Origin of the sequence: Paenibacillus vandeheii, from assembly GCF_030433635.1 — a bacterium.
GTDB classification, from domain to species: domain Bacteria; phylum Bacillota; class Bacilli; order Paenibacillales; family Paenibacillaceae; genus Paenibacillus; species Paenibacillus vandeheii.
In genome coordinates, this window is the sequence record NZ_JAROCD010000010.1 from 275,512 (window position 1) to 300,733 (window position 25,222).

General features: G+C 47.8%; 19 protein-coding genes. 16 read left to right on the top strand and 3 right to left on the bottom strand.

All coding sequences use genetic code 11. From position 1 onward, the window contains the following. Window positions 1-102: 102 nt before the first annotated feature. The 5 genes from P5G61_RS21065 to P5G61_RS21085 all read left to right on the top strand — a co-directional run bounded on the left by P5G61_RS21065 (window position 103) and on the right by P5G61_RS21085 (window position 7,185). Complete coding sequence (locus tag P5G61_RS21065; protein ID WP_024631599.1) at window positions 103-300, top strand: cold shock domain-containing protein; 198 nt, start codon at window positions 103-105, stop codon at window positions 298-300. 416 nt (window positions 301-716) lie between these two features. Next, on the top strand, window positions 717-1,280 hold the full coding sequence (gene hpf / locus P5G61_RS21070; protein WP_024631598.1) for a ribosome hibernation-promoting factor, HPF/YfiA family: 564 nt from the start codon (window positions 717-719) through the stop codon (window positions 1,278-1,280). An 840-nt stretch (window positions 1,281-2,120) separates the two neighbouring features. Then, the gene (gene secA, locus P5G61_RS21075; RefSeq protein WP_094939473.1) at window positions 2,121-4,625 is read left to right on the top strand and encodes a preprotein translocase subunit SecA; all 2,505 of its coding nucleotides are present in this window, start codon (window positions 2,121-2,123) and stop codon (window positions 4,623-4,625) included. Window positions 4,626-5,065: 440 nt separating this feature from the next. Beyond that, window positions 5,066-6,179 (top strand): peptide chain release factor 2 gene (prfB, locus tag P5G61_RS21080; protein WP_301248363.1). Its coding sequence is split into 2 segments (ribosomal slippage): window positions 5,066-5,137 and window positions 5,139-6,179, totalling 1,113 coding nucleotides; the frame shifts between segments, so codons are not numbered across the junction. A gap of 100 nt (window positions 6,180-6,279) precedes the next feature. After that, window positions 6,280-7,185 carry a YitT family protein gene (locus P5G61_RS21085; RefSeq protein WP_301248364.1) on the top strand — a complete coding sequence of 302 codons (906 nt, stop codon included), beginning with the start codon at window positions 6,280-6,282 and terminating at the stop codon, window positions 7,183-7,185. Window positions 7,186-7,407: 222 nt separating this feature from the next. Here the strand turns inward: P5G61_RS21085 and cls are convergent, their stop codons facing one another. Beyond that, window positions 7,408-8,856, bottom strand: coding sequence for a cardiolipin synthase (cls, locus tag P5G61_RS21090; RefSeq protein WP_301248366.1), 1,449 nt, complete (start codon window positions 8,854-8,856; stop codon window positions 7,408-7,410). 331 nt (window positions 8,857-9,187) lie between these two features. On the opposite strand from cls, the gene argC reads away from it, so the two are divergent. The 7 genes from argC to argH all read left to right on the top strand — a co-directional run bounded on the left by argC (window position 9,188) and on the right by argH (window position 18,384). Beyond that, window positions 9,188-10,237 (top strand): N-acetyl-gamma-glutamyl-phosphate reductase, encoded by a 1,050-nt coding sequence (gene argC, locus P5G61_RS21095; RefSeq protein WP_301248367.1) that lies wholly within the window; start codon window positions 9,188-9,190, stop codon window positions 10,235-10,237. A 107-nt stretch (window positions 10,238-10,344) separates the two neighbouring features. After that, window positions 10,345-11,583, top strand: coding sequence for a bifunctional glutamate N-acetyltransferase/amino-acid acetyltransferase ArgJ (gene argJ, locus P5G61_RS21100; protein WP_435874254.1), 1,239 nt, complete (start codon window positions 10,345-10,347; stop codon window positions 11,581-11,583). Between the two features lie 359 nt (window positions 11,584-11,942). After that, the gene (gene argB / locus P5G61_RS21105; protein ID WP_301248368.1) at window positions 11,943-12,782 is read left to right on the top strand and encodes an acetylglutamate kinase; all 840 of its coding nucleotides are present in this window, start codon (window positions 11,943-11,945) and stop codon (window positions 12,780-12,782) included. 354 nt (window positions 12,783-13,136) lie between these two features. Further along, window positions 13,137-14,393 (top strand): aspartate aminotransferase family protein, encoded by a 1,257-nt coding sequence (locus P5G61_RS21110; protein ID WP_301248369.1) that lies wholly within the window; start codon window positions 13,137-13,139, stop codon window positions 14,391-14,393. Between the two features lie 193 nt (window positions 14,394-14,586). Then, window positions 14,587-15,555, top strand: coding sequence for an ornithine carbamoyltransferase (gene argF, locus P5G61_RS21115; RefSeq protein ID WP_301248370.1), 969 nt, complete (start codon window positions 14,587-14,589; stop codon window positions 15,553-15,555). Between the two features lie 85 nt (window positions 15,556-15,640). Next, on the top strand, window positions 15,641-16,876 hold the full coding sequence (locus tag P5G61_RS21120; protein ID WP_079350374.1) for an argininosuccinate synthase: 1,236 nt from the start codon (window positions 15,641-15,643) through the stop codon (window positions 16,874-16,876). A 104-nt stretch (window positions 16,877-16,980) separates the two neighbouring features. Further along, window positions 16,981-18,384 carry an argininosuccinate lyase gene (gene argH / locus P5G61_RS21125; RefSeq protein ID WP_301248426.1) on the top strand — a complete coding sequence of 468 codons (1,404 nt, stop codon included), beginning with the start codon at window positions 16,981-16,983 and terminating at the stop codon, window positions 18,382-18,384. Window positions 18,385-18,602: 218 nt separating this feature from the next. On the opposite strand, the gene P5G61_RS21130 is transcribed toward argH, so the two are convergent. Beyond that, window positions 18,603-19,391 carry an alpha/beta hydrolase gene (locus tag P5G61_RS21130; RefSeq protein WP_301248372.1) on the bottom strand — a complete coding sequence of 263 codons (789 nt, stop codon included), beginning with the start codon at window positions 19,389-19,391 and terminating at the stop codon, window positions 18,603-18,605. A gap of 327 nt (window positions 19,392-19,718) precedes the next feature. On the opposite strand from P5G61_RS21130, the gene P5G61_RS21135 reads away from it, so the two are divergent. The 4 genes from P5G61_RS21135 to P5G61_RS21150 all read left to right on the top strand — a co-directional run bounded on the left by P5G61_RS21135 (window position 19,719) and on the right by P5G61_RS21150 (window position 23,434). Then, window positions 19,719-20,342 carry a YhbD family protein gene (locus P5G61_RS21135; RefSeq protein ID WP_301248374.1) on the top strand — a complete coding sequence of 208 codons (624 nt, stop codon included), beginning with the start codon at window positions 19,719-19,721 and terminating at the stop codon, window positions 20,340-20,342. Between the two features lie 14 nt (window positions 20,343-20,356). Then, window positions 20,357-21,082 carry a polymer-forming cytoskeletal protein gene (locus P5G61_RS21140; protein ID WP_301248376.1) on the top strand — a complete coding sequence of 242 codons (726 nt, stop codon included), beginning with the start codon at window positions 20,357-20,359 and terminating at the stop codon, window positions 21,080-21,082. 32 nt (window positions 21,083-21,114) lie between these two features. Continuing rightward, window positions 21,115-21,810: a hypothetical protein gene (locus P5G61_RS21145; protein ID WP_301248378.1), complete on the top strand. Its 696-nt coding sequence runs from the start codon at window positions 21,115-21,117 to the stop codon at window positions 21,808-21,810. 73 nt (window positions 21,811-21,883) lie between these two features. Next, entirely contained in the window at window positions 21,884-23,434 is a 1,551-nt protein-coding gene (locus tag P5G61_RS21150) for an MDR family MFS transporter (protein WP_301248379.1), read from the top strand. A 181-nt stretch (window positions 23,435-23,615) separates the two neighbouring features. Here P5G61_RS21150 and P5G61_RS21155 read toward each other — a convergent pair whose 3' ends face one another. Beyond that, window positions 23,616-25,049, bottom strand: a complete 1,434-nt coding sequence (locus P5G61_RS21155) for a VanW family protein (protein ID WP_301248380.1) — start codon at window positions 25,047-25,049, stop codon at window positions 23,616-23,618. Window positions 25,050-25,222: the final 173 nt, after the last annotated feature.

Here is a 25,222-nt window from a genome sequence, read left to right on the forward strand (position 1 = left end):
TACCAATTGACAATGGATAACTTTGGATGGTATTATCTGAGTTGTGGGCAAGGGTCTTTGACACAACCTCACTTCATTTGATGACGAAGGGAATGTTAGTGCATGCAAGGTAAAGTAAAATGGTTCAACGCAGAAAAAGGTTACGGTTTCATTGAAACTGAAGACGGCGGCGACGTATTCGTACATTTCTCCGCAATTCAATCCGAAGGATTCAAAACTTTGGAAGAAGGTCAATCCGTAGAATTCGACATCGTCGAAGGCGCGCGTGGACCGCAAGCAGCTAACGTAATCAAATTATAATCATCCGGACAATCCGACCTACATATATGGTTAGATGGTTACCAATTGAATTATCGCTAGCATCAGACTCCGGTTTTTCCGGGGTCTTTTTTTGTTTTAATAGATTCGAAATTTGATAATCGCCGAAGAACATTATTCTCATGAATTCGATAGATTCAAGTTATAGTTTTGATTCATTTTACATAATAGATTGAAGGAGCTCGGAAACGGTTAATTACATCATCAAGCGCTTAATAAGACCATCCATGTTAATTAACGATTATGCCTCAAAATGGTGAAATATCGTGAAATATGGCGGTAAGCCTATATTGGCTGATGTGGCTTGAACAGATGTCATTATTCGGTCACCTGGAGTTTTTACATGGCGCTTACATTCGTGTTATAATGAAGTGGCAAAGGAAAAGGAGGAGTGCCCTATGAATTTAAGTATTCGAGGTCAACAAATCGAGGTTACCGATGCTTTGAAGGATTATGTCGACAAAAAGTTGAGTAGACTCGAGAAGTATTTCGATGCACCCCTTAACTCTGACGGTGCTGTTACCCTGAGCACGACGAGAGGCTTGCATACAGTAGAGGTGACGATCCCCTTGAAAGGCATTGTGCTCCGCGCCGAGGATGAGAGTGACGATATGTACGCTTCCATTGACTCCGTGGTAGACAAGCTGGAACGTCAGATCCGTAAACACAAAACGAAAATTAACCGTAAGTTCCGCCAGGAAGGCAGCCTGAAAACGCTCTTCGTGGAAGATCCGACAGGCACAGTAGCTACTGCTGAACTGGATACGGATACGGACGATGATGATTTTGAAGTGGTGCGTACAAAACGGTTTATGTTGAAACCAATGGACGTGGAAGAGGCGATCCTCCAAATGAACATGGTCGGCCACAATTTCTTCGTATTCTCCAACATTGAGAACGAAGAAGTTAGCGTTGTGTACAAACGGAACGATGGTAAATACGGTTTGATTGAACAAGGTTAATGAAGTCAGTGTAATTGACTGACCTGATGCACTGATTTAGCACACTAACCTAGTTTAGTAACTAAACTATTGAATTGAAAAATGATTTTTTAACGATAACGAATGAAGACAGGGACATCTTAGCTTCCTGTATTGGACTTAAACTACCAAGAGCCTCCATCCTTTATGGGATGGGGCTCTTTTGTGCGTGGTGAAGCTGGGAAAAAAGTCGCTGGAGCAAGATAGTGAAACTATTTCCCATGCCACTGCGTCTAATATATAGTAGGAATGAGACAAATCCGTGCAATGAAGAATACCAAATTTCAAATACTCCCGGAAATGTTACTGAGGATATATTCTTTTTCTCAACATTGAGATTTCCATCCAAATTTACCACTAAAACTCGTTAACATGGCTTATCTTCCTGGGCAATGAAACGGCATAAATTCAGGCTTCCGCTAACGACTATGATTTTTTGCACTTATTCTCCTTCCGAGAGGCTTCAGAAGTTCAAAGAAGTGTACCATGGCTTGTTGCGGGGACCCTTACAAACTGTTACAATTTATACAAAGAGAATCATTGTCCTGATGAGGAATTGTCAACGAATGATCACTAATCATAATCAATGACAGGCACAGCACCATGAACATGATTCATAAGGCTCGGTATTCGGTTGTTTCTAATAACCGGATCCGGATGAATTACCGAATCAGCTTCATGAGGGAACCTTGGCAAGCCTGGAGTTGATTCACTTATATTATTATCGTTTGTCACCCCCGGGCAAGTGGATACCTATCCATCCGATGGTGTCGCGTGGCGGCAGCAGGGGGTCTATTCTGTTTTGCACGAAAGGGGTATACCATGCTAGGACTTGTCAAAAAGATCTTCGGCGACATGAACGAACGTGATGTTAAACGTCTGATGAAGACAGTCGATGTGATCAATAAACTGGAACCACAATTTCAGGCTCTGTCTGATGAACAACTGAAATCCAAAACGGATGAATTCCGTGCCCGTATTGAAAAGGGAGAAACAACAGATGAACTTCTTCCTGAGGCATTTGCAACCGTACGTGAGGCATCGCGTCGTGTATTGGGCAAACGTCATTATGACGTACAGATGCTCGGAGGCATTGCTTTGCATGAAGGCCGGATTTCAGAAATGAAAACGGGTGAAGGTAAGACACTGGTAGGAACACTCCCGGTATACCTGAATGCATTGATGTCCAAAGGTGTACACGTGGTAACGGTCAATGATTATTTGGCTCAGCGGGATAGCCAGGAAATGGGACAAATTTATGAATTCATGGGCATGACGGTTGGGGTTAACCTGAGCGGTATGGACCATGCTTTGAAACAACATGCTTATGCATGTGATATTACGTACGGAACCAATAACGAATTTGGCTTTGACTATCTGCGTGACAACATGGTGCTCTACAAAGAGCAGATGGTACAACGTCCATTGTTCTTCTGTATCATTGATGAAGTGGACTCCATTCTGGTCGATGAGGCACGTACGCCTTTGATCATTTCCGGACAAGCTCAGAAATCAACGGACCTGTATTATGCAGCTGACCGTTTCGTGAAACGTTTGGTTCCAGAAGAAGACTTTACGGTGGACATCAAGGTGAAATCCGTAGCGCTGACTGAAGCGGGTGTGGCAAAAGCGGAGAAAGCATTTGGTATCGAAAACTTGTATGATCATGCCAATGTTACACTCAACCATCACATCGTGCAGGGATTGAAAGCGAACGTAATCATGCGTCGTGACGTTGACTACGTGGTGAGTGATGAAGAAGTACTGATCGTCGATGAGTTCACAGGCCGTTTGATGGCAGGACGTCGTTACAGCGATGGATTGCACCAAGCGATTGAAGCCAAAGAAGGCATTGAAGTACAGAACGAGAGCATGACCCTTGCTACGATTACATTCCAGAACTATTTCCGTATGTACCGCAAGCTTGCGGGAATGACGGGTACAGCGAAGACCGAGGAAGAAGAATTCAAAAAAATCTACGGTCTCGAAGTATTGCAGATCCCAACCAACCGTCCGAACAAACGGGATGATATGGCTGATGTGGTGTACAAGAGCATTGATGGCAAGTTCAAAGCGGTTGTGGAAGAAATCGTGGAACGTCACAGCAAGAACCAGCCAGTTCTGGTTGGTACGGTATCGATTGAGAACTCCGAGCGTCTTTCTGACATGCTGAAACGCCGTGGAATCAGACACCAGGTATTGAATGCCAAGTACCACGCTGAAGAAGCAGAAATCATCTCAGGTGCAGGTCAAGCAGGAGCGGTGACGATTGCAACTAACATGGCTGGACGGGGTACAGATATTATCCTGGGCGAAGGTGTCGCTGAAGTGGGCGGTCTTCACATCATCGGTACAGAGCGTCATGAATCTCGCCGGATTGATAACCAGCTGCGTGGACGTGCAGGACGTCAGGGTGACCCGGGTTCCACACAGTTCTACCTGTCACTGGGTGATGAGCTGATGAAACGTTTCGGTGCAGACAATGTACTGAACATGATGGAGCGTCTTGGTTTTGAAGAAGACCAACCGATTGAGAGCCGGATGATTACCCGTGCGGTAGAGTCGGCACAAAAACGGGTTGAAGGGAATAACTTTGACGTACGTAAAGTCGTTCTGCAGTATGATGATGTCATGAACCAACAACGTGAAATTATATATAAACAACGCCGTGAGGTGCTTGAGTCCGAGAATATCAAACAGATCGTTATGGATATGATCAAACCTTCCATTGAACGTATCGTGGAAGCTCATTGCAGTGATGATATTCCGGAAAACTGGGAGCTTCAAGAAGTTGCCGACTACATGAACAGCAAATTGCTGGATGAAGGCTCAGTAACGAAAGATGACCTGTGGGGCAAGGAAGCCGAAGAGATTATCGACTACCTGTTTGAGAAAGTTCAGAACAAGTACAATGCACGTGAAGAGCGAATCGGTGAAGAGATGGTTCGTGAATTCGAGAAAGTGGTTGTGCTCCGCGCAGTAGACAGCAAATGGATGGATCATATTGATGCGATGGATCAATTGCGTCAAGGTATCCACCTTCGTGCCTACGGCGGTACGGATCCGCTGCGTGAGTACCAGTTCGAAGGCTTCGAAATGTTCCATCAGATGATTGCGTCGATTCAGGAAGAAGTGGCAACCTATGTGATGAGAGCGCAAATCGAGAGCAATCAAGAGCGTCAGGCGGTTGTTGACGAAAGTCAGATCTCGACAAGCGGCGAACCTACGGAGAAACGTCCGGTAAAAGTGTCTGACCAAATCGGACGCAACGATGCTTGTCCATGTGGCAGCGGCAAAAAGTTCAAACACTGCCACGGTCAAGAGTAGTACAAAGCTCCTCTTATATACCCTGTGTATAAGTTGGATCTGAATTTTTTACACCATAACGGAGAGTGCAGAAGCAATCTGGAGAAGCAAAGCGTTCGCATTTATCACCGGATTTTTCCCTTGTGAGAGGGAATGAAGAAAATCTGGGGATAACAGCGATCGGAAGATGCTACTGCAATCGGAGTGTAAGGTGTAACGAAGGCTGGCTCAACTTAAATAGAATGACATGAACGGCTCCTTGCAGCCGGGTATTCCAAATGATCAAGTGAAGGATGCATAACCTGTAATTGGTGCATAGTTATAACTATGTGACCATGATCATGGAGTAGAGGATTGCCGATATAAAGGTGACCGAGACTCCGAGGTGAAGCATCAGATACTTGATCTGGAGGAATGCCCTGGATGCGGGGAGCTTATCTTAATGAAAAGAGGAATTGCACATGATCGATCCAAGCGTGAAGCAGGACCTGCGTGAAATAGGCAAGAAACTAACAAATCTTAGGGGGTCTCTTTGACTTAGATCTCAAGCAAGAGATGATTGAGAACTTCGAAGTGAAGATGTCCGTCCCGGATTTCTGGGATGATAATGATAAGGCACAATCTTTAATCGCCGAGCTGAATGCGGTAAAGGGATCTGTGGATCAATACACCAAGCTGCAGCAGGATTATGACGATGCGGTCATGATGGCAGAACTGGCTGACGAAGAAGGCGACGATGATCTGGCTGTGGAGATCGGCAACAGCGTAACAGCCATCGTGAGTAAAGTAGAAGAGTTCGAGCTACAGCTTCTGCTGAATCAGCCGTATGACAAGATGAATGCGATTCTGGAGCTTCACCCGGGTGCTGGTGGTACCGAGTCCCAGGACTGGGGACAGATGCTGATGCGGATGTACACACGCTGGGCCGAGAAGCGTGGCTTCAAGGTTGAGGTGCTGGATTATCTGGCAGGAGATGAAGCAGGAATCAAGAGTGTCACGCTATCCATTAAGGGGCACAATGCTTATGGGTATCTGAAAGCCGAAAAAGGTGTACACCGATTGGTGCGAATCTCACCTTTTGACTCCTCAGGACGCAGACATACATCCTTCGTATCCTGTGATGTGGTTCCGGAGATTGATGACACGATTGAATTGGATATTCGAACAGAAGATCTTAAGATCGATACGTATCGTGCGAGCGGTGCGGGTGGACAGCATATCAATACCACCGACTCAGCCGTACGGATCACTCACCTTCCAACTGGTGTGGTGGTAACGTGTCAGAATGAACGTTCACAGATCAAGAACCGTGAGCGGGCGATGACGATGCTTCGTTCCAAATTGTATGAACGTAAAATTGAAGAACAAAAACAGCATCTGGACGAAATCCGAGGAGAACAGTCGGATATTGCGTGGGGTAGCCAGATTCGCTCCTATGTATTCCATCCCTATAGTATGGTAAAGGATCACCGTACGAGCGTAGAGACGGGAAACACTGGTGCAGTAATGGATGGCGACCTCGATGGATTCATCGACGGTTATTTGCGCAGCCAGATTAAAGTAGATACCGATTAATCAAAAGTTCCTGTATAGACCCGATACGTGTAGGCGTATGCTGGGTATATACAGGGGCTTTTTTTTGAGCATATATACAAAAAAAGGAGAGCACGATGACATGCAGCAGCAACAGCATTTACACAATAACCGCAAGAAGAGGCTAACTACCCTCATTCCCCTGAACGGTCCATGGAGAAACGTCGTGGATACCGTATCCATCATATTAGGTTCTTTTTTGATTGCCGTGGCCTTTAATTTATTTTTACTTCCGAATCAGATTGCGTCAGGTGGGGTATCCGGGTTATCAATATTAGGCAAACAATGGCTGGGGCTTGAGCCGGCATACACCCAGTGGGCTATTAATATTCCACTTCTGATCGCGGGTTTTCTCCTGATTGGCAAGCAGTATGGTATCCGTTCAGTGCTTGGCAGTATCGTTCTGCCTTTGTTCGTATTTCTCACGAAAGATTGGGCGATTCCAACAACGAATCCACTGCTCGGTTCACTCTATGGAGGAATTGGGGTTGGTCTCGGGATTGGGATTGTCTATCGGGGGAGAGGTTCAACAGGGGGCATGAGCATTCTTGCCAGGATCGTACAAAAATACAGTGGGTTGAGTTATTCCCTTTGCGTTGTTATGATGGATGCTACAGTTATTATTATGGCTGCCTTTGTACTGTCATTGGAACAGTCGCTCTTTGCTCTGATCGGGTTATACGTTACCGGAAAAGTCATTGATGCCATCGAGATGGGGCTTGGTTATTCGAAGGTAGCTTACATTATATCCAACCAGACCGAACCGATTACGAAGGTGATTCTGGATGATCTGGATCGCGGATTGACGAAGCTGGAGGCAAAAGGTGGCTACACCGACGATCAGCGAACCGTACTGATGGTGGTCGTTGGACAGAATGAGGTGCCGAGACTGAAAGCCTTGATACGGTCCGTTGACCCGGGGGCTTTTGTCATTATTAGTAATGCGCATGAAGTATTGGGCGAAGGCTTTAAGCGCGAGGAAGTGTAAGGTACAGCGAGTAGGCATCTATAAATTAAACTTAACATTCACGTGAAAACAGAGAGCGGTTTAAGCGGTTCGTTTAACTAAAAAGAAAGTAAGCATATAATCTAAAAAAAAGCAGGTACTCCTCCACCAGACATAGCTGGAAAGGAAGTACCTGCTTTTTGTTTTGTCTTTTGAACGAAAATCACTGTACTACTTACTGTATATCTACTATCACTACTATATCTACAGAATCGGAGACAGCAGACGAGAAATCGCTTCTTTAAATTTGATCTTCACACTGCGTTTATTGTACTCCTCAAGCGTCATCTCACGGGATACAAGAAGATCATGCTCAAACGTCTGCACAAGAGCAGTCGCAATCGCTTCATCATACATAAATGCATTTACCTCAAAGTTCAGTCGGAAGCTGCGGTAATCAATATTAGCGGTTCCCACAGATGCGACCATACTGTCGATAATGAGTGTTTTGGCATGAATAAAGCCGTTATCGTATATAAATACAGTTGCCCCTACTTTTAACAATTCACCGATGTAAGACAGCGTAGCCCAATATACGAAGGCGTGATCCGGTTTATTGGGAATCATGATGCGAACATCAATCCCTGACAGGCACGCAAGACGAATGGCTTCGAATACACTGGCGTCCGGGATAAAATAAGGCGTCTGTATGAGAATGGAGTGTTTGGCACCATTGATCATTTTCAGATAACTGTTTTTGATGTGCTCTGTCTCAGCATCCGGTCCGCTGGATACAATCTGCATCGCTGTCGTTCCTGTACCCTCAATATGAGGGAAATGCGCCGGAACATAAGGGGTATCATGCTGCTTGGACGCTTCATTCCAATCGAGAAGAAAACGGGTCTGAAGAGCATGAACAGCATTACCCTGAATACGCAAATGCGTATCGCGCCAGTAACCGAACTTGGAATTCAAACCGAGATATTCATCCCCTACATTAAACCCGCCTGTATAACCTAGGTTGCCGTCAATTATGACGATTTTGCGGTGATTTCGGTAGTTCATACGCAGGTTGATCAGACTGAATTTGGATGGGAAAAAGACTTCAACCAAACCGCCAGCTTCGCGTAATTCTTTGAAAAATCGTTTGGATACCCTCCGCGAGCCCAGCGCGTCATACAGCAAACGAACTTTGACACCTTCCCGCGCTTTGCGGATGAGTGCATCCCGGATTCTTTTGCCGAGTCGGTCGCCTCTATAAATGTAATATTGCACATGAACATGATCCTGCGCTGCTTCGATATCATCAAGCAACCGCTGGAATTTGTCTGTCCCGTCCGTGATAATTTCGACCGCATTGTCTTCAGTCAACAGAGCATCGTTCTGCTTCAGGTTCATATAAATCATGTCCTGACTGCTCTCTGTGGCCTGATTACGGAACGGTGTTCGGTTGTCTTGCAGCTGTTCAAGCTGGGCGGCAATACGTTCTTCAAGCCCGAGCTTCTTGCGCTCTTTCCACTGGAAAAGCCGGTAGCGCGTCAGGTTTTGCCCTGTTAATAGATAGAGTACAAACCCGAAAACCGGAATAAAGTTCAAGACGAGCAGCCAAGCCCAGGATGCACTTGCATCCTTTCGTTCGAAGAAAACGACCGCTGCTGCGAAAATAATATTCAGGCCCAGGAGTACAACAAGTAAAATGGATTCGATATGCACTGTAGTCCCCCATGTCTCATAATGACCATCATGAATCCATTCATAAACCCTTCCTCGTATAGATTGATTATGAAATAGACCCTGGTTGTAATGTTTCCTATAATACGTATTTTAGCAGAAGTATACGGGTTCGTCCGCAGATGTTGGAAAGATATGTTCAGGATACAACATTATCCGTGTTAAATTGATGGTAGAGTGTTGTATTTATATAACTAGAGTTGTATAATAATACACAAATATGCATAGAAGCGACGGAAATGCTGTATGAACGTCCCTTGAGGGCAGGAGAACAGTTACAAGTAGCGCATACAACAGGATTGGGGGAGCGAGAGTGAATAACAAATTAAAAGTGGCAATCGTCGGTTCCACCGGCTACGGCGGGGTGGAACTGATTCGTTTTTTCCAGAACCATCCGCAGGTTGAAATTACTTCGGTAATCTCTTCATCCAGCAGTGGTGAGTCCATCGCAGATGGATTCCCGCATTTGACGGACGTGATTCATAGGCCACTCGACGGCGTAGATCCGGCCGAGATCGCAAGTCGTGCAGATCTGGTGTTCACAGCAACCCCGTCTGGTGTAAGTGCGAAGCTCGTTCCAAGCCTGCTTGAGGCTGGTCTTAAGGTCATTGATCTCTCTGGAGATTTCAGACTCAAGGATGGAATGGTGTATGAAGAGTGGTATAAACATCCGGCACCATCTGCTTCATTGTTGGAACAAGCGGTATATGGCATGGCAGAGGTGTATGGAGACGAAGTGGAGGGGAAGAACTTTATTTCCAACCCAGGCTGCTACCCAACGGCGACGTTACTTGGATTAATTCCAGCTGTTGAGGCAGGATGGATTGATCCTTCCAGTATCATCATTGATGCCAAATCCGGCGTGTCGGGTGCGGGACGGGGAACAAGTCTGACGAATCATTATGCAGAAATGAACGAGAATTTCAAAGCATACAAACTCAATAAACATCAGCATATTCCCGAAATCGAGCAAGTGCTGGGCAATATCACAGGAACTCCAGTCACAGTAACATTCACAACGCAGCTGGTGCCGATGACGCGTGGGATAATGAGTACGATGTATGCCAATCTAGTAGGCGAACACAGTGACCGTGAAATCGTTGATTTGTACCGCAAATATTATGAGAATCGGCCTTTTGTGCGTGTGCGTGAGCCGGGGATATGGCCTTCAACGAAGGAAGTGTACGGATCGAACTATTGTGATATCGGATTTGCAGCTGACCCTCGTACAGGTCGTTTGACGATTATTTCGGTCATTGACAACCTGGTGAAAGGTGCATCCGGGCAAGCCATTCAAAATATGAACCTGATGATGGGATGGGAGGAGAACCTCGGGCTGAACATGACGCCGGTATATCCATAAGGTTTGAGGAGCGTCCAGACGCAATTCCGAAACCATGTGGGGAAGACGGATCAGGCAAAGCAAGCGGACAATCGGCATGCAGCCGAACGCATAACGGGGGATAACATATGGAAACGAATGTGGAGCAAAAGGCTTTTACGATAGTTGAGAACGGAACGATTGTAACCCCGCGCGGGTTCACTGCTGGCGGATTGCATTGTGGTTTGAAAAAAACATCTCGCAACGACATCGGAGCGATCCGCTGTGACGTGCCGGCAACTGCAGCTGCGGTGTATACAACGAACGTATTCCAGGCCGCACCTTTGAAAGTCACGCGTGAGAGCTTGAGCAATGGACGCCTTCAGGCAGTCATCGTGAACAGCGGGAATGCCAATGCCTGTACCGGACAACAGGGGGAAGAGGATGCCTACGCCATGCGTACGGCGGCTGCACGTGAATTGGGCGTAGCGGAAGAGGATGTTGCTGTCGCTTCCACAGGTGTTATTGGTGAATTGCTGAAGATGGACGCTGTTCACTCGGGGATCATTGGACTTCCGGCACGGATGGGCAAGGAGGCAGCAGAAGCGGAGCATTTTTCCCAAGCTATTCTGACTACTGATTTGGTGAAAAAAGAAGCCTGCGTCGCCGTTGAGGTGAACGGCAAAACGATTACGATTGCAGGGGCCGCCAAAGGATCGGGAATGATTCATCCGAATATGGCGACCATGCTGGCTTTTATGACCTCTGATGCGGTCATTGGCGCAGAAGCGTTGCAGCGCCTGCTGCGCCAGGCGACCAATCATACATTCAACATGATTACGGTAGATGGAGATACGAGCACCAACGACATGCTCGTAGCAATGTCCAGCGGTCTGGCAGGCAACGAAGAGCTGACCACGGAGCATCCGGATTGGGAAGCTTTTGCTGCTGGATTTACCTATGTGTGCGAAGTACTCGCCAAAGCCATTGCGCGTGATGGCGAAGGAGCAACCAAGCTGGTTGAGGTACAGGTAACAGGTGCAGTAAGTGATGAATCCGCGCAAGCGATTGCGAAGACTGTCATTGGATCGAGTCTCGTGAAATCCGCCATGTTTGGTGCGGATGCCAACTGGGGACGAATTATTGCAGCTGTAGGGCGCGCAGGACAGCCGGTGAACCCGGAGACGGTGGATATCCGTCTGGGAGACATTTCTGTACTTGCTCAATCCCGTCCTGTTGTATTTGACGAAGAAGCGGCACTGGCCTACTTGCAGACCGATACCGTACGCATTGTGGTCGATCTGCACCACGGCGAGGGAACGGCTATTGCTTGGGGCTGTGACTTAACGTATGACTATGTACGAATCAACGCGGCATACCGCACGTAATAAATATTTTGCATTAATTTTATTGAAGCTAACAGCTTCCCTATGAAAAGCTGTTTCGTAAATATGTAGAAAATGTATAAGGATTAAACTTTAATTGGTAGTTGATAACTGGCGAAGGCAGTGGAGAAGACGGAATCGATTCTGTAGAAGCGAAGCGTTCGCCTAAAAGCTTTCTGAAAGAAAGCTGCATCGGAAGCATAAGCTGTCTCCGAGTTTTCCCACTAGAGAAGGGGAATCCCAAAAACTTGGAGACAACAGCGATCGAAAGAACGATCCGGATTCGGAACGGTCAGCCACCGAATATCGCATTAATTAAGTGTTAAGCCCTTTAGAACTTTTTAAATGAAAGGAGTGCCCTCATGAATTCAACATTGCAAAATGAGAGTACCGGAACTGAGGCAGGTGCCGAGAAGCAGACGTTTGTCATGAAATGCGGAGGCAGCACGCTGGCGGCGTTGCCTGACTCCTTTTTTGCAGATCTGCGTGACTTGCAAACCCAAGGAACTCAGGCGGTTATCGTGCATGGCGGCGGCCCTGCAATCTCGAATAATTTGGCGAAGCTGGGCATTGAGACCGAGTTTGTGAACGGATTGCGCAAAACAACGGAACCCGTGCTGGACGTCGTGGAGATGGTTCTTGCAGGGAGTATTAACAAACAGATCGTACGCCTGATCCAACGTGTCGGTGGGCGTGCGCTGGGTTTATCCGGTGTGGACGGTAGTTTAATTCAGGCAAAACCTGTCAGCAACCATGCAGAGATTGGCTGGGTAGGTGACGTAACGGGCGTTAACGCGGAGATTATTCAAGGAATTGTAAATATGGGCTATATGCCAGTTATCGCGCCAGTTGGTGTAGATGCATCTGGCCAGCGCTATAACATCAATGCGGATACCGCCGCCGGAGCGGTAGCTTCCCATCTCGGGGTGAGTCGGATGATCGTCGTAACTGATGTTCCTGGCATCATGAAGACTATAGGCGGCGAGAAAAAAGTAATGCCTTCTGTCTCGGTACAGGAGATTGAAGATATGATCCATACCGGAGAAATCTATGGCGGCATGATTCCAAAGGTTCGTGCAGCGATCGCTTGTATTCACGGCAAAGTGCGTGAGGTCATCATCGTAGACGGCAGCGAACCACAGATCCTGAGCCGTGTGCTTGGCGGAGAAACGATCGGAACCCGAATCATCCGTATGCAGTAGGGCTCACATAGCTCTTATACAAGATATAAAAAATGTGTACACGGCTTTTTTATAAGAAGTCCAATATTACACGGTAACGTAGAGTGCAGAACCAATTGAAGAAATAAAGACGCATAACGTAGAGGGCAGAAATAACCTGAAGAAGCGGAGCGTGCGCCTTTATCACAGGATTTTCCCCATTAAAGGGAAATTAAAAAAATCCGGGGATAACAGCGATCGGAAGGTTGTTCTGTCATCGAAGTGGAAGTATGCATACGATCAGAAGATGGTACTGTAATTGGAGTGGCCTAGTGTAAAGCAGGGTTGGCTTATTATAACTGCCACTGTACTCACAAAACGAAGGAGTGAATGGTGATGGCAAAAGGCAATGAACAGCCAGGATCTGGCACAGCAGTAGCGGGCGTAGCGGCGACAGGTGCAACAGCACAGACGGAAAGCTCTCTTTTCCCAACGTACGCGCGTTATCCAATCAGCTTGGTCAAGGGCAAAGGCAGCTGGCTATGGGATGATCAGGGCAATCGTTATCTTGATTTCATGTGCGGGTTGGCTGTAACGAGTCTGGGCCATGCGCCGGAGAAAGTCGGAGCCAAGCTGAAAGCGCAGATTGATGAGCTGTGGCATGTATCCAACCTGTTCCAGATTCCGGGTCAGGAAAAAGCAGCGGCTTTGTTAACAGCAAATACATGCGCAGACGCGGTGTTCTTTTGTAACAGTGGTGCAGAAGCGAATGAAGCGGCAATTAAACTGGCTCGTCGCTACCATCAGAAAGTGAAAGGCACAGGGCGGTATGAAGTTATTACCTTTGCCCAATCCTTCCATGGACGGACACTCGCAACCTTAACCGCAACGGGACAGGATAAGGTAAAAGAAGGATTTTTGCCATTGCCCGCCGGCTTCGTAACTGTACCATTGCATGATACAGCGGCACTCGAAGCGGCGATCGGACCCAATACAGCAGCAATTATGCTGGAGATGGTGCAAGCCGAGGGTGGCGTGCATCCGGTCAAACCAGAGTTTGTCCACCACGTTCGGAAACTTTGTGAAGAGCACGGACTGCTGTTGATCGTAGACGAGGTTCAGACAGGAATGGGACGTACAGGCAAACTGTTCGCGCATGAGCATTATGGCATTGAGCCTGATATTTTCACAGTAGCCAAAGGTATTGGTAGTGGATTCCCTGTAGGTGCGATGCTGGGTAAAGGTTATTTGAAAGATGCGTTTACTGCGGGTAGCCATGCAACGACGTTTGGCGGTACACCACTCGCTTCCTCGGTTGTCATTGCAACGATTGAAACGATGCTCGAAGATCAATTGCCAGAGCGTGCAGCTGAAATGGGCGAGTACCTGATGAACTCATTGCGGGAACGTATGGCAGGCAACTCATTTGTGAAAGAAGTTCGGGGGATGGGTCTGCTTGTTGGGATCGAATGTGCTGAAGCGGTGGGAGACATCGTGCTCGCTGGTCAGAAGCGAGGTATTCTCTTTGTTTCCGCAGGACCGAATGTCATTCGTCTGCTTCCAAACTTGTATGTGAGCAAGGAAGAGATCGATGAGGCGGTATCCTTGGTAGCAGCGTTAATTGAAGAGCATGTGGCGGCGAAGAACGCTTAATAAGACTTTATAAAACCTTTCTGACTCGGGGCCTTCACTGGCCTCGAAGCCAGAACAAGATGATGAATCCCTGTAGCCGCGCGGTAAACTAGCAGAAGATGAAAGTGAGCAGCCGGATGGCAAGTGCTCAACCTTCTACACTCTTCTGCCCATGCGGGTGCAGGGAACCGGAAATAAGGAGGACAAAATGAACATGACACAAGCACAACAGACGGAGAAGATCCAGAAGGTCGATCTTAGAGGCCGTGATTTTATTGAATTTACAGATTATACAGCGGAGGAAATTCGCTATTTGCTGGACCTTGCGATTGAGATTAAAGGCAAACAAAAAAACGGCGTACCGTATCAGCCGCTCCAAGGCAAAACGATCGGACTCATTTTTGAAAAATCATCTACGCGTACCCGTGTATCCTTTGAAGTCGGCATGTTCCAACTAGGTGGTCACGCGCTCTTCTTGAGCAAAAACGATATTCAACTCGGTCGTGGGGAAACGACACATGATACAGCTAAAGTCTTGTCACGTTACCTGGATGGCATCATGATTCGGACCTTTGGACACCATAATGTGACTGAACTGGCAGAACATGCGGATGTTCCAGTTATTAACGGCCTGAGTGATGCAGCGCATCCATGCCAGGTACTCGCGGACTTCCAAACCGTGCTGGAGCACAAAGGCAAGCTGGAAGGTCTGAAAATGGCTTATGTCGGAGATGGCAATAACATGGCGCATTCCCTGATGCTTGGTGCAGCCAAGATGGGTATGCATGTAGCAGTAGCGACTCCGGAAGGTTATGAGCCTGACAGCGCAGTGGTAGAGCAGGCGCGCAGCATTGCACAGGAGAGCGGTTCACAAGTGACTGTAACTTACAGTGCACAGGAAGCTGTGAAAGATGCAGATATCGTGTATACAGATGTATGGGCGAGCATGGGTTTTGAAGAGGAGCAGAAGATTCGTGAACAAGCATTCGCCGCGTATCAGGTGGATGAGGAACTGATGAAAGGCGCGAAGCCGGATTATATGTTCCTGCACTGCCTGCCAGCTCACCGTGGAGAAGAAGTGAGTGCCGGAGTTATTGACGGTCCAAACTCTCTGATCTTTGATCAGGCGGAGAACCGGCTGCATGCGCAGAAAGCATTGATGGCTGCGTTAATGAGTGAATAGACGCTGTTTGCCTGAATGGGTTGATTTTAGGCACAGATTTCGCGATGATAGATTAAGCAACTGAACTTGGGGAGGACCATTGAACATGGCTAAGGAAAAAATCGTACTCGCTTATTCTGGCGGGTTGGACACATCTGTAATTTTGAAATGGTTGAAAGAAACATATGATGCGGAGATTATCGCATTTACGGCGGATATCGGACAAAAGGATGAACTGGACGGCCTTGAGGAAAAAGCTCTCGCTACAGGCGCTTCCAAAGTGTACATCGACGATCTGCGCGACGAGTTCGCCAAAGATTTCATCTATCCAATGTTCCAGGCAGGCGCCCTTTATGAAGGACAGTACCTGCTTGGTACAAGTATCGCACGTCCGCTGATCGCTAAACGTATGGTTGATATCGCTCGTGCAGAAGGTGCTACAGCGATTGCTCACGGCGCTACGGGTAAAGGGAATGACCAGGTTCGTTTTGAGTTGAACGCAGCTGCGTTGACACCAGACATTCAAGTCATCGCACCTTGGCGTCTGGAAGAATTCCGCAACCAGTTCCCGGGACGTGCTGAGATGATTGCTTATGCTGAAAAACACGGCATTCCGGTAACCGCATCGGCGGCTAAACCATACTCCACAGACCGTAACCTGCTGCATATCAGCTATGAGAGCGGTGTGCTCGAAGACCCTTGGTTCGATCCAAGTACGGACGAGAACAAGGACATGTTCCTACTAAGCAGTGCACCTGAAGATGCACCGGATCAAGCGGAATATGTTGTACTTGATTTTGAACAAGGTAATTGTGTTGCACTGAATGGTGAGCGTTTAAGCCCACTGCAAGTGATGGAGCAACTGAACGAACTTGGTGGTAAACATGGTATCGGTCGTGTGGACATGGTTGAGAACCGCTTTGTTGGCATGAAGAGCCGCGGCGTATATGAGACACCGGGTGGAACCATTCTGTTCACGGCACACCGCAAAATGGAATCCATCACGATGGACCGTGAAGTCATGAACCTGCGTGATAGCCTGATCACACGTTACAGCACTCTCGTTTATAACGGTTTCTGGTTCGCACCGGAACGTCTGGCGCTGCAAGCACTGGTAACGGAAAGCCAGAAAAATGTAACAGGTACCGTTCGTGTGAAACTGTATAAAGGCAACATCATTGGCGCAGGTGTGAAAAGCCCTGTCAGCCTGTACAACCCGGATATTGCCACAATGGAAGCTGATCCAACACAAGCATACGATCAAGGGGATGCAACGGGCTTTATCCGCCTGAATGCATTGCGTTTGAAAGTAAACTCCGGTGTGGAGCAAAACAAAAACTAATTTCATCTGCATATAGAGCATCACGATTATAACTGACAAGGCGGGCCGTTCTTGCACATCTGGCAGGAGCGGCTTTGTCCATGAGCGAAAGGGGAGCACTCACTGTGAGCAAGCTGTGGGGAGGACGTTTTACCAAACAAACCAATCACCTGGTTGAGGAATACACAGCGTCAATCAATTTTGATAAAGCGTTGGCCGAGGAAGATATTCAAGGAAGTCTGGCTCATGTAACGATGCTGGGCAAATGCGGCATTCTTCCGGCAGAGGATGTAGAAACGATCAAGGAAGGTTTGATCACCGTTCTGCACAAAATCCGCGCAGGCGAAGTGGAATTCTCCGTATCGGATGAAGACATCCACATGAACATTGAGAAAAACCTGATCGATACCATCGGCCCTGTAGGTGGCAAATTACATACAGGACGCAGCCGGAATGATCAGGTAGCAACGGATATGCATTTGTACTTGCGTGAGCGCGTGGTTGGATTTGTTGGCATGCTGCACTCGTTGCAGGAAGCGCTGATCGGACAAGCCAAAGATAATCTCGATACGATCGTACCGGGATATACGCATCTTCAACGTGCACAACCGATTCTGTTCGCCCATCACCTGATGGCGTATGTATCGATGTTCCAACGGGATGCGGAGCGTCTTATGGACAGCTACAAACGCATTAACATTTTGCCACTGGGTGCAGGTGCCCTTGCAGGCACAACGTTCCCGATTGATCGTCATTTTGTGGCGGAACAACTGGGCTTCGACGGTGTCTACGAGAACAGTCTGGACGCGGTCAGCGACCGTGACTTTATCGTGGAGTTCCTGGCAGCCGCTTCGCTGATCATGACTCATTTGTCCCGTCTGAGCGAAGAGTTGGTCCTGTGGAGCAGCACGGAGTTTGGTTTTGTTGAATTGGACGACGCATTCTGCACCGGCAGCAGCATTATGCCACAGAAGAAAAACCCGGACGTTCCCGAACTCGTTCGTGGTAAAACAGGACGTGTGTACGGCAACCTGATCGGTTTGCTGACCGTGCTGAAATCTCTGCCGCTTGCTTACAACAAGGACATGCAGGAAGACAAGGAAGGCATGTTTGACACTGTGGCGACGCTGGAGGGTGCGCTTCAATTGTTCGCACCGATGATCGCAACGATGACGGTCAACAAAGGACGGATGCGTCAAGCGGTCAATCAGGATTTCTCGAACGCTACGGATATTGCGGACTTCCTCGTGGGCGAAGGTTTGCCGTTCCGCCAAGCGCATGAGGTTATCGGTAAAACCGTATTGTACTGTATCCAGAACGGCAAGTATCTGCTGGATCTGACAATGGATGAATTCCGTCAATTCTCTCCGCTGTTCGATGAGCGTATCTATGACGTGCTGCAACCGGAAGCGGTTGTAAATGCCCGTAATGTGTATGGCGGCACAGCTTCGAACCAGGTAGCTGAGGCGATTGCACGTAGTGAGAAGGTGCTTGAAATGACAGAGCAATGGATTACCAATCGAGGTTAATTTCACACCTCCTAGAGTAAAAAAGAGTATAAAACGTAAAAGCAGGCCAGAGGATTTCTTCTCAAAGGGCCTGCTTTTTGTGTATTACAGAGATCAGAAGCTTGTTCTGGTCATTGGAGTGCTGGTGTAAATATTCATTAGTTGAACTTACAGGACTTTTATAGTTATTCCTGCACATATCCATGTAAAATGCAGTAGCTTCATTTTAAATTTCTCGGCTAGCCTCGTTCAGGCAGAGGCAACCATTTCAATACATTCTGAATCTTCTTGTCCCAGTAGCCCCACTCATGTTCACCGGGTTCCTCCTCATAGGTCAATTGGAGATCAGTCTCGGAACAGGCTTCACGGAAGGACTGGTTCTGCTCATACAGGAAGTCTTCCGTACCACAGCATTGATAGAGCAATGGCAGAGGTCCACTGCTTGCTTGGTTCTCCTTCAGTAGTTGCAGCAGATCGTTCTCCGAGCCTGCAATCTTCGGCCCAAAGATACGTTCCATTTCGGCCCGCCAGAGTGGGCTGGAATTCATATTATCCAAATGCGCTACCATGTCGAGCGCTCCCGACAAACTTGCCGCGGCAGCGTATTGATCCGGTTTCCGAAGCGCAAGCTTGAATGCCCCGTAGCCACCCATGGACAACCCGGCTACATAGTTGTCTTCACGTTGGTGAGATAGTGGGAAGAAGGAACGCGCGAGTGAAGGCAGCTCTTCGCTAATGAACGTCCAATAACGTCCACCTTCAGCCATATCCGTATAGAAGCTGCGATGAACCTGAGGCATCACAACGGCAATACCAAGGTCGGCAACATATCGTTCGATGGATGTACGGCGCAGCCAGATGGAGTCATCGTCCGATAGACCGTGCAGCAGATACAGTGTCGGATGCAGTCCTTGGCCCGCTACGTTCTCCATGCCAATCTGATTGTGGGTTTGTTGTGGCAGGATAACATGCATGCTGGTGCTTAGACCAAGCGTGTCCGAGTAAAAATTACATTGAATAAGTGCCATGTGTTAAAGTAACCCCTTTCATAATTCATTGATGAAGGTCCTGAATTGAAATGAGAGGATGGATCTGGAGTGGAAATGGCTCCAAAGTGTCTCCAAAGTGTCTCCAAAGTGTCTCTAGTAAACAGGTTATACGTAAATCTCTGTGGACGCAATAACAAGATCCACTGTAGGAACAAAGAAAATAAGCGCTTCCAAAAGCATATGGATTTTTATGTGGGAGCAGTAGATATGAACAGAAATCGGAGATTCCATTCACCATGTTGTTCGCTCTCTTTACAGCGTAACAATGTTATGTTACACTGTTTTCAACGTGAAGGGGGACCATATATGACGGATGATTTGATCTCCAAAAAAGAATTGCTGGACCTGACGGGCATCTCCTACGGCCAGTTATACCGCTGGAAGCGGAAGAATCTCATTCCAGAGGAATGGTTTATTCGGAAGTCGTCCTATACCGGACAAGAGACTTTTTTTCCAAAGCAACAGATATTACTGCGGATTGACAAGATTCTCAATATGAAGGACGGATTGTCTCTGGATGAACTGGCAGACGTGTTTTCACCAACTTTGGGTGAAGTGGAAATGTCCGCTGAGCAGCTATTGGAGCGAAACATTGTTTCGAACATTTCGCTCGAGCTGTTGAATGAAGCAGGCCGGGAGCGGCCGCTGTATGCATTGGATCAGATCATGATGCTCTATGTCCTTGATAAGCTGCTAATGAGCGGGGATATTACCCGCCAGGAGGGTACAATGCTCATCGACGTCATGTCGGAGCATTACTATCGTTTCACAGGCAAACCAAGCGAGCTGGTGCTTATTCGCAAGATGGGTGTCCCTTTATTCATGCTGGTAACGGCAGGGACGGAGCTTTATTTTGACAATGGTGTGAAGGTTGTTCTTAGACAGCCCATGGGAACGTTTATGGAAGAGCTGAAACTCAAATTGGGATAAGGAGTGGGTCATATATGGAGGAACGTAATTTGCGAAACGATCTGAACGTAGCAGGTTTGAGCCAAACGGCAGGCGGGGAATTTCACCGGGTATCCATTGATGGCATGGCTAAGGTAAACGGTAACCTGGACTGTACCTCCCTTAATGTGAATGGAACATTGAAGATGCATGGAGCTTTGAGTGCAGAAAGTGCAACGATTAACGGCATGTGCACGCTGAACGGCCCTTTGAACAGTTCTCGTGTTCGTGTGGATGGCTTGACTACGATTAATGGAGACCTCCATAGCCCTGAGCTTGAAGTTAACGGGAAATGTACCGTACGCGGACGAGTGAATGGGGAACGAATCGATATTGGTGGCGTGATTGATATTGAAGGTGACGTACAATGTGAGTCCCTGAACGTACAGGGCAATATTAAAGTCAGTGGCTTCCTGAATGCGGGAACGGTTGAGATCAGGTTGCATACCTCCTCTTCGGCCAAAGAGATTGGTGGGGAGCGCATTGATATTCGTCGTAAGGAACAGACTGGTTTTTGGAAAAGTATTGGACTGGGCGGTACACCTTCATTCAAGACATCCTTGATTGAGGGGGATGAAATCGTGCTGGAAGATACCGAGGCAGACATTGTTCGTGGCAACAAGGTTCATATCGGTCGCGGATGTAACGTCAGAGTGGTCGAATATTCGGGTGAACTAGAGGTTGATCCAGATGCCAAGGTGGGCAGCAGTCAGCGAATTTAATTTTGAGTTGGAGTGAAAGGGATGTGACCGACATGAATAATCATTTTGCCAGTTCAATGGATAAAAAACATGACATTAGCATCATCGGCGACGGCAGTTCTTCTGGTGGTGTATACGGAAAGATTAAGGTAGTAGGGGATGCCTCGTTTAATGATAAACTGATCTGTGATCAATTCAAATGTACCGGTACATCGGTCATATACGGATCTCTTGAATCGACAGATATCAAAATTACGGGAACCCTTTCCCTGAAAGACCAGGCTGCTGCTGATAATGAAGATCAGGAGGGGCATTATGCTTCTAACTTGTATGCAAAATCTGAACATATGAAAGTGGTAGGGGAGCTTCATGTGTCAGGCGATTGTCAGGTGGAGGATATGAAGCTGAACGGCCGTTTTACGATAGCGGGTATGCTCAGCGCTGAACAAATGACACTCAAAATCATGGGTCCATCCGAGGTCAGGGAAATGGGCGGATCCATCATTTCAGTGAAGAGCGGCAAGGGCAGACTGTTCGAAGGTCTATTTTCGGGGCAGAAGTCAGTACTTAAGGCAGGGATGATCGAAGGCGACGATATCGAATTGGAGTATACAGAGGCAGAAGTTGTTCGAGGGGATAAAATAAAAATTGGCCCCGGCTGCCGGATCGGCACGGTGGAATACCGCTCTTCTCTGCATATTCATCCGCTATCGGAAGTTTTGGTGCAAAGCAATCGGTCCTTGGACTGATTATCCACCGTAACTTTTCGGATATACTAATTCAGTCATATGAATCGGTTGTGAATGGGAGAGATTGAGTAGAATGGCTACACGTAAAAATAATATTGGATTGGTGCTGGCAGGGCTGCTGCTGAGCATACTGATGGCTTCGATGGACAATACCATCGTGGCAACAGCTATGGGCGACATTGTCGGGAAGCTGGGTGGGCTCGACAAGTTCGTTTGGGTTACTTCTGCGTATATGGTAGCTGAGATGGCGGGTATGCCAATCTTCGGTAAGTTATCCGACATGTATGGAAGGAAGAAGTTTTTTGTTTTCGGAATACTGGTATTTATGCTTGGCTCCGCATTATGTGGAACGGCAACAACAATCGTCGAGCTGACGATGTACAGAGCTATTCAAGGTATTGGTGCAGGTGCACTGGTGCCGATTGCCTTTACGATTATGTTTGATGTGGTCGCACCAGAATCACGAGGCAAATTGGGCGGTTTGTTTGGAGCCGTGTTCGGCTTGTCCAGCGTATTTGGCCCACTGCTGGGTGCTTACATTACACAGTATGCGACATGGGAATGGGTATTCTATATCAATCTGCCGCTTGGTCTGATCGCGTTTGTGTTTATTGCATTCTTCTATAAGGAATCGCATCAGCATCAATCCCAACAGATTGACTGGCTGGGTGCAATCACACTGATTGGTGCGGTGGTCTGTCTTATCTTCGGGCTTGAACTGGGTGGCAAAACGTATGCTTGGGGCTCGTGGCAGATCCTCGGTTTGTTTGCCGGATTTGTGGTGCTTGCACTGCTATTCCTGTTTGCAGAAACGAAAGCCAAGGAACCGATCATCTCGTTCAGCATGTTCCGCAACCGGGTGTACTGGTCCAGTAACGTCATTGGCATGTTCAGTGGTGCTGCGTTTATTACCGCATCCGTGTACATTCCGATCTTCATTCAGGGTGTTCTTGGTGGCAAGGCGACCAATTCTGGTCTTGTGCTATTGCCTATGATGCTGGGCTCCGTTGTGACGGCTTCCTTGGGTGGGGTCCTGATGACCAAAATCAAATATCGCAGCATTATGATTCCTACGCTGGCCTTGCTGGTGGTTGGTCTTGGCTTGCTGACAACGCTGGATGAAAGTTCATCTTTATGGACGATACGTATATATATGGTGATGGTTGGTCTTGGTGTCGGAGCTTCATTCTCGGTACTCAGCAATGCAGCCATGAACGCGTTTGAACCGCAAAGACGCGGAGCAGCGAGCTCCACGCTTAACTTCCTGCGTTCGCTGGGGATGACGATGGGCATTACCATCTTTGGTATCGTGCAGAGCCAGGTGTTTACACGCAAAATGAATGATGCCCTCGCCGGATCAGCGGCGGAAGCGGGTGCTCCTGCAGGCGGCGTGCCTCAGGGAGTGGATCTGAGCGATCCACATGCGTTGCTGTCACCAGAGCTGAGAAAGGCGATTCCGCCTCAGGTGTTGGACGCCATTACGCACGCGCTGTCTTCATCCATCGTGCAGCTCTTTGCCTGGGCTGCGATCCCGGCTGCACTCGCGTTGATTGCTGCATTCTTCATGGGTAAAGAGAAGATGGTTATAGGCGAAGAGCAGGGAGAGTACACAGGCGGACATTAAAAAGGTCTGGTCTGATCCATACACAATATGAATCTGTAGAACAATCTATAGAACTAATTAAGACACATCTCTTAGGAGCCCCAGTATGGGAACGGGAGATGTGTCTTTTTCTGTTTGTTATTATTTTGCTGAGTTGGACCTATCCATGTGTATGTGTAGTGGCCCTCCAGTGGGAGAAAGTTTAAGGCTGCTTCGTGTCGCTGATCCCATCCTCTACAACAGAAGGCTCCTTGGGATCAGGGAGGTTGGTATGACCAGAGCGGGCAATCAGGCGGTTCTGGGCTTTGTACGTATCACGTGTAATGGTTTTGGATTCGACGACTTTGCCATCCACCCTTTTGGTGCGCAGTGTCTCCACAATATATCCGGGCTGACCATTCTGGAGCACCTGCTGGGCACCGTCAGGCAGCACATTGCTCGATACATATTTCACGGGAACACTTAACGTCTCAATCGTACGGGATTCCAGTGCATAACTGACGTTTTCCGGGAAGGTGCCGAAAAATTTAACTGTTAACCTCCCGCCCTCTACTTTGGCAAGAATGAGCAGGGACTTACCGGTATTGTTTTTGAACCGAAAATTGATCGAACCTGAGGCGAACGTGGCATCGAGTCCCTTTGGCAAATATTTGACGGGCAGGGAGTGATTGCGACGCTCTACAATGTCCAGTCCGGTTAAGAGAGCTGCATTATAGACTGTACTCGACACCTGGCAGATGCCGCCTCCAATGCCAGGGGTCAGCTGCCCGTTTACGATGACCGGGGCTTCCCGGAAACCGTAGTCTTCTTCGGCTTTACGGATGACCTTCTCATAATCAAATGTACCATTTGGCGGTAGAATCAAGCCGTTAACCGCTTGCGCTGCTGCGCTAACGTTATGTATCCGGCCTTCACTACTGTTTCCGAGGCCAGTGGAGAACTGAATGATTTTTCGATCAATTCCCTCCTGGCGCAGCGATTTAAGGGTCACTTCAGGTTGCAGCGTATAAAGTGGCAGCTGAATCAGTAGAGGGTTCGGCTTCACATCATGATCCAGTGCAGCGAAATCCCGGTGCAGTTTAGCCTGCATCAGGTTCCCGAGTTCATCCCAGGCGATTCGGCGGACGCCCTTTTCCGGGATGTATTGAACTTGATCACTTGCGGTAATGCGGCGGATAGCGTCCGCAGGTGAACCGAAGGTTTCCTTTTCCCAGGCAGGATTAAGTTGTTCTTGCAGTGATTTTGAATTATACGTCAGCTTCAGGGACCATTCCTTGGTGAAATGATATCGGGCGTAAGCGCGCTCCCACAGATTGCCTTCGTCCAGCTGCTGTACGGCAGCCCGGAAGTCGTCAGCGCTGTAATTTGCACCCGTCTGGGCGGCGGTGAACGTCATCATTTTGGCTGCCGGATCGTCCACCTCAAGAGTAACTGGCCACTCCTTCAGTTGTTTCAATCGCGCATCCAGTGCTTGCTGCACCTCCTTGCGATTCATACCTTCCAACGACCATTCCCCAACACGCACATCTTTCGGTAGAGCAGGCTGGTTCACGTACATATACAGCAATCCATAGGACGCGGAACCGATCAAGAGGATAGAGAACAGAATAATGACCGTCAAATGTATTTTTTTCATATCCGTACACTCCTTTGTACTTCTGTTGTTCCGCAATTCGTAACACTTTCCATATATATGATCCTATGATGGAAAACTTTCGGGTACTCAATAGGTAACAAATTTGTTACAATAAAACTCATATGAATCCAAGCTTCACCATCGAAAATAGGGCGAAATGGATTTCTCCTGAT

What these genes read in the sequence shown, in the direction of transcription:
- P5G61_RS21140 (WP_301248376.1), top strand. Translation starts at nt 20,357, where the DNA reads ATGGAGGAACGTAATTTGCGAAACGATCTGAACGTAGCAGGTTTGAGC.
- argJ (WP_435874254.1), top strand. Translation starts at nt 10,345, where the DNA reads ATGGAAACGAATGTGGAGCAAAAGGCTTTTACGATAGTTGAGAACGGA.
- hpf (WP_024631598.1), top strand. Translation starts at nt 717, where the DNA reads ATGAATTTAAGTATTCGAGGTCAACAAATCGAGGTTACCGATGCTTTG.
- P5G61_RS21130 (WP_301248372.1), bottom strand. Translation starts at nt 19,391, where the DNA reads ATGGCACTTATTCAATGTAATTTTTACTCGGACACGCTTGGTCTAAGC.
- secA (WP_094939473.1), top strand. Translation starts at nt 2,121, where the DNA reads ATGCTAGGACTTGTCAAAAAGATCTTCGGCGACATGAACGAACGTGAT.
- P5G61_RS21110 (WP_301248369.1), top strand. Translation starts at nt 13,137, where the DNA reads ATGGCAAAAGGCAATGAACAGCCAGGATCTGGCACAGCAGTAGCGGGC.
- P5G61_RS21150 (WP_301248379.1), top strand. Translation starts at nt 21,884, where the DNA reads ATGGCTACACGTAAAAATAATATTGGATTGGTGCTGGCAGGGCTGCTG.
- P5G61_RS21145 (WP_301248378.1), top strand. Translation starts at nt 21,115, where the DNA reads ATGAATAATCATTTTGCCAGTTCAATGGATAAAAAACATGACATTAGC.
- P5G61_RS21085 (WP_301248364.1), top strand. Translation starts at nt 6,280, where the DNA reads ATGCAGCAGCAACAGCATTTACACAATAACCGCAAGAAGAGGCTAACT.
- P5G61_RS21135 (WP_301248374.1), top strand. Translation starts at nt 19,719, where the DNA reads ATGACGGATGATTTGATCTCCAAAAAAGAATTGCTGGACCTGACGGGC.
- argB (WP_301248368.1), top strand. Translation starts at nt 11,943, where the DNA reads ATGAATTCAACATTGCAAAATGAGAGTACCGGAACTGAGGCAGGTGCC.
- P5G61_RS21065 (WP_024631599.1), top strand. Translation starts at nt 103, where the DNA reads ATGCAAGGTAAAGTAAAATGGTTCAACGCAGAAAAAGGTTACGGTTTC.
- argF (WP_301248370.1), top strand. Translation starts at nt 14,587, where the DNA reads ATGACACAAGCACAACAGACGGAGAAGATCCAGAAGGTCGATCTTAGA.
- P5G61_RS21155 (WP_301248380.1), bottom strand. Translation starts at nt 25,049, where the DNA reads ATGAAAAAAATACATTTGACGGTCATTATTCTGTTCTCTATCCTCTTG.
- P5G61_RS21120 (WP_079350374.1), top strand. Translation starts at nt 15,641, where the DNA reads ATGGCTAAGGAAAAAATCGTACTCGCTTATTCTGGCGGGTTGGACACA.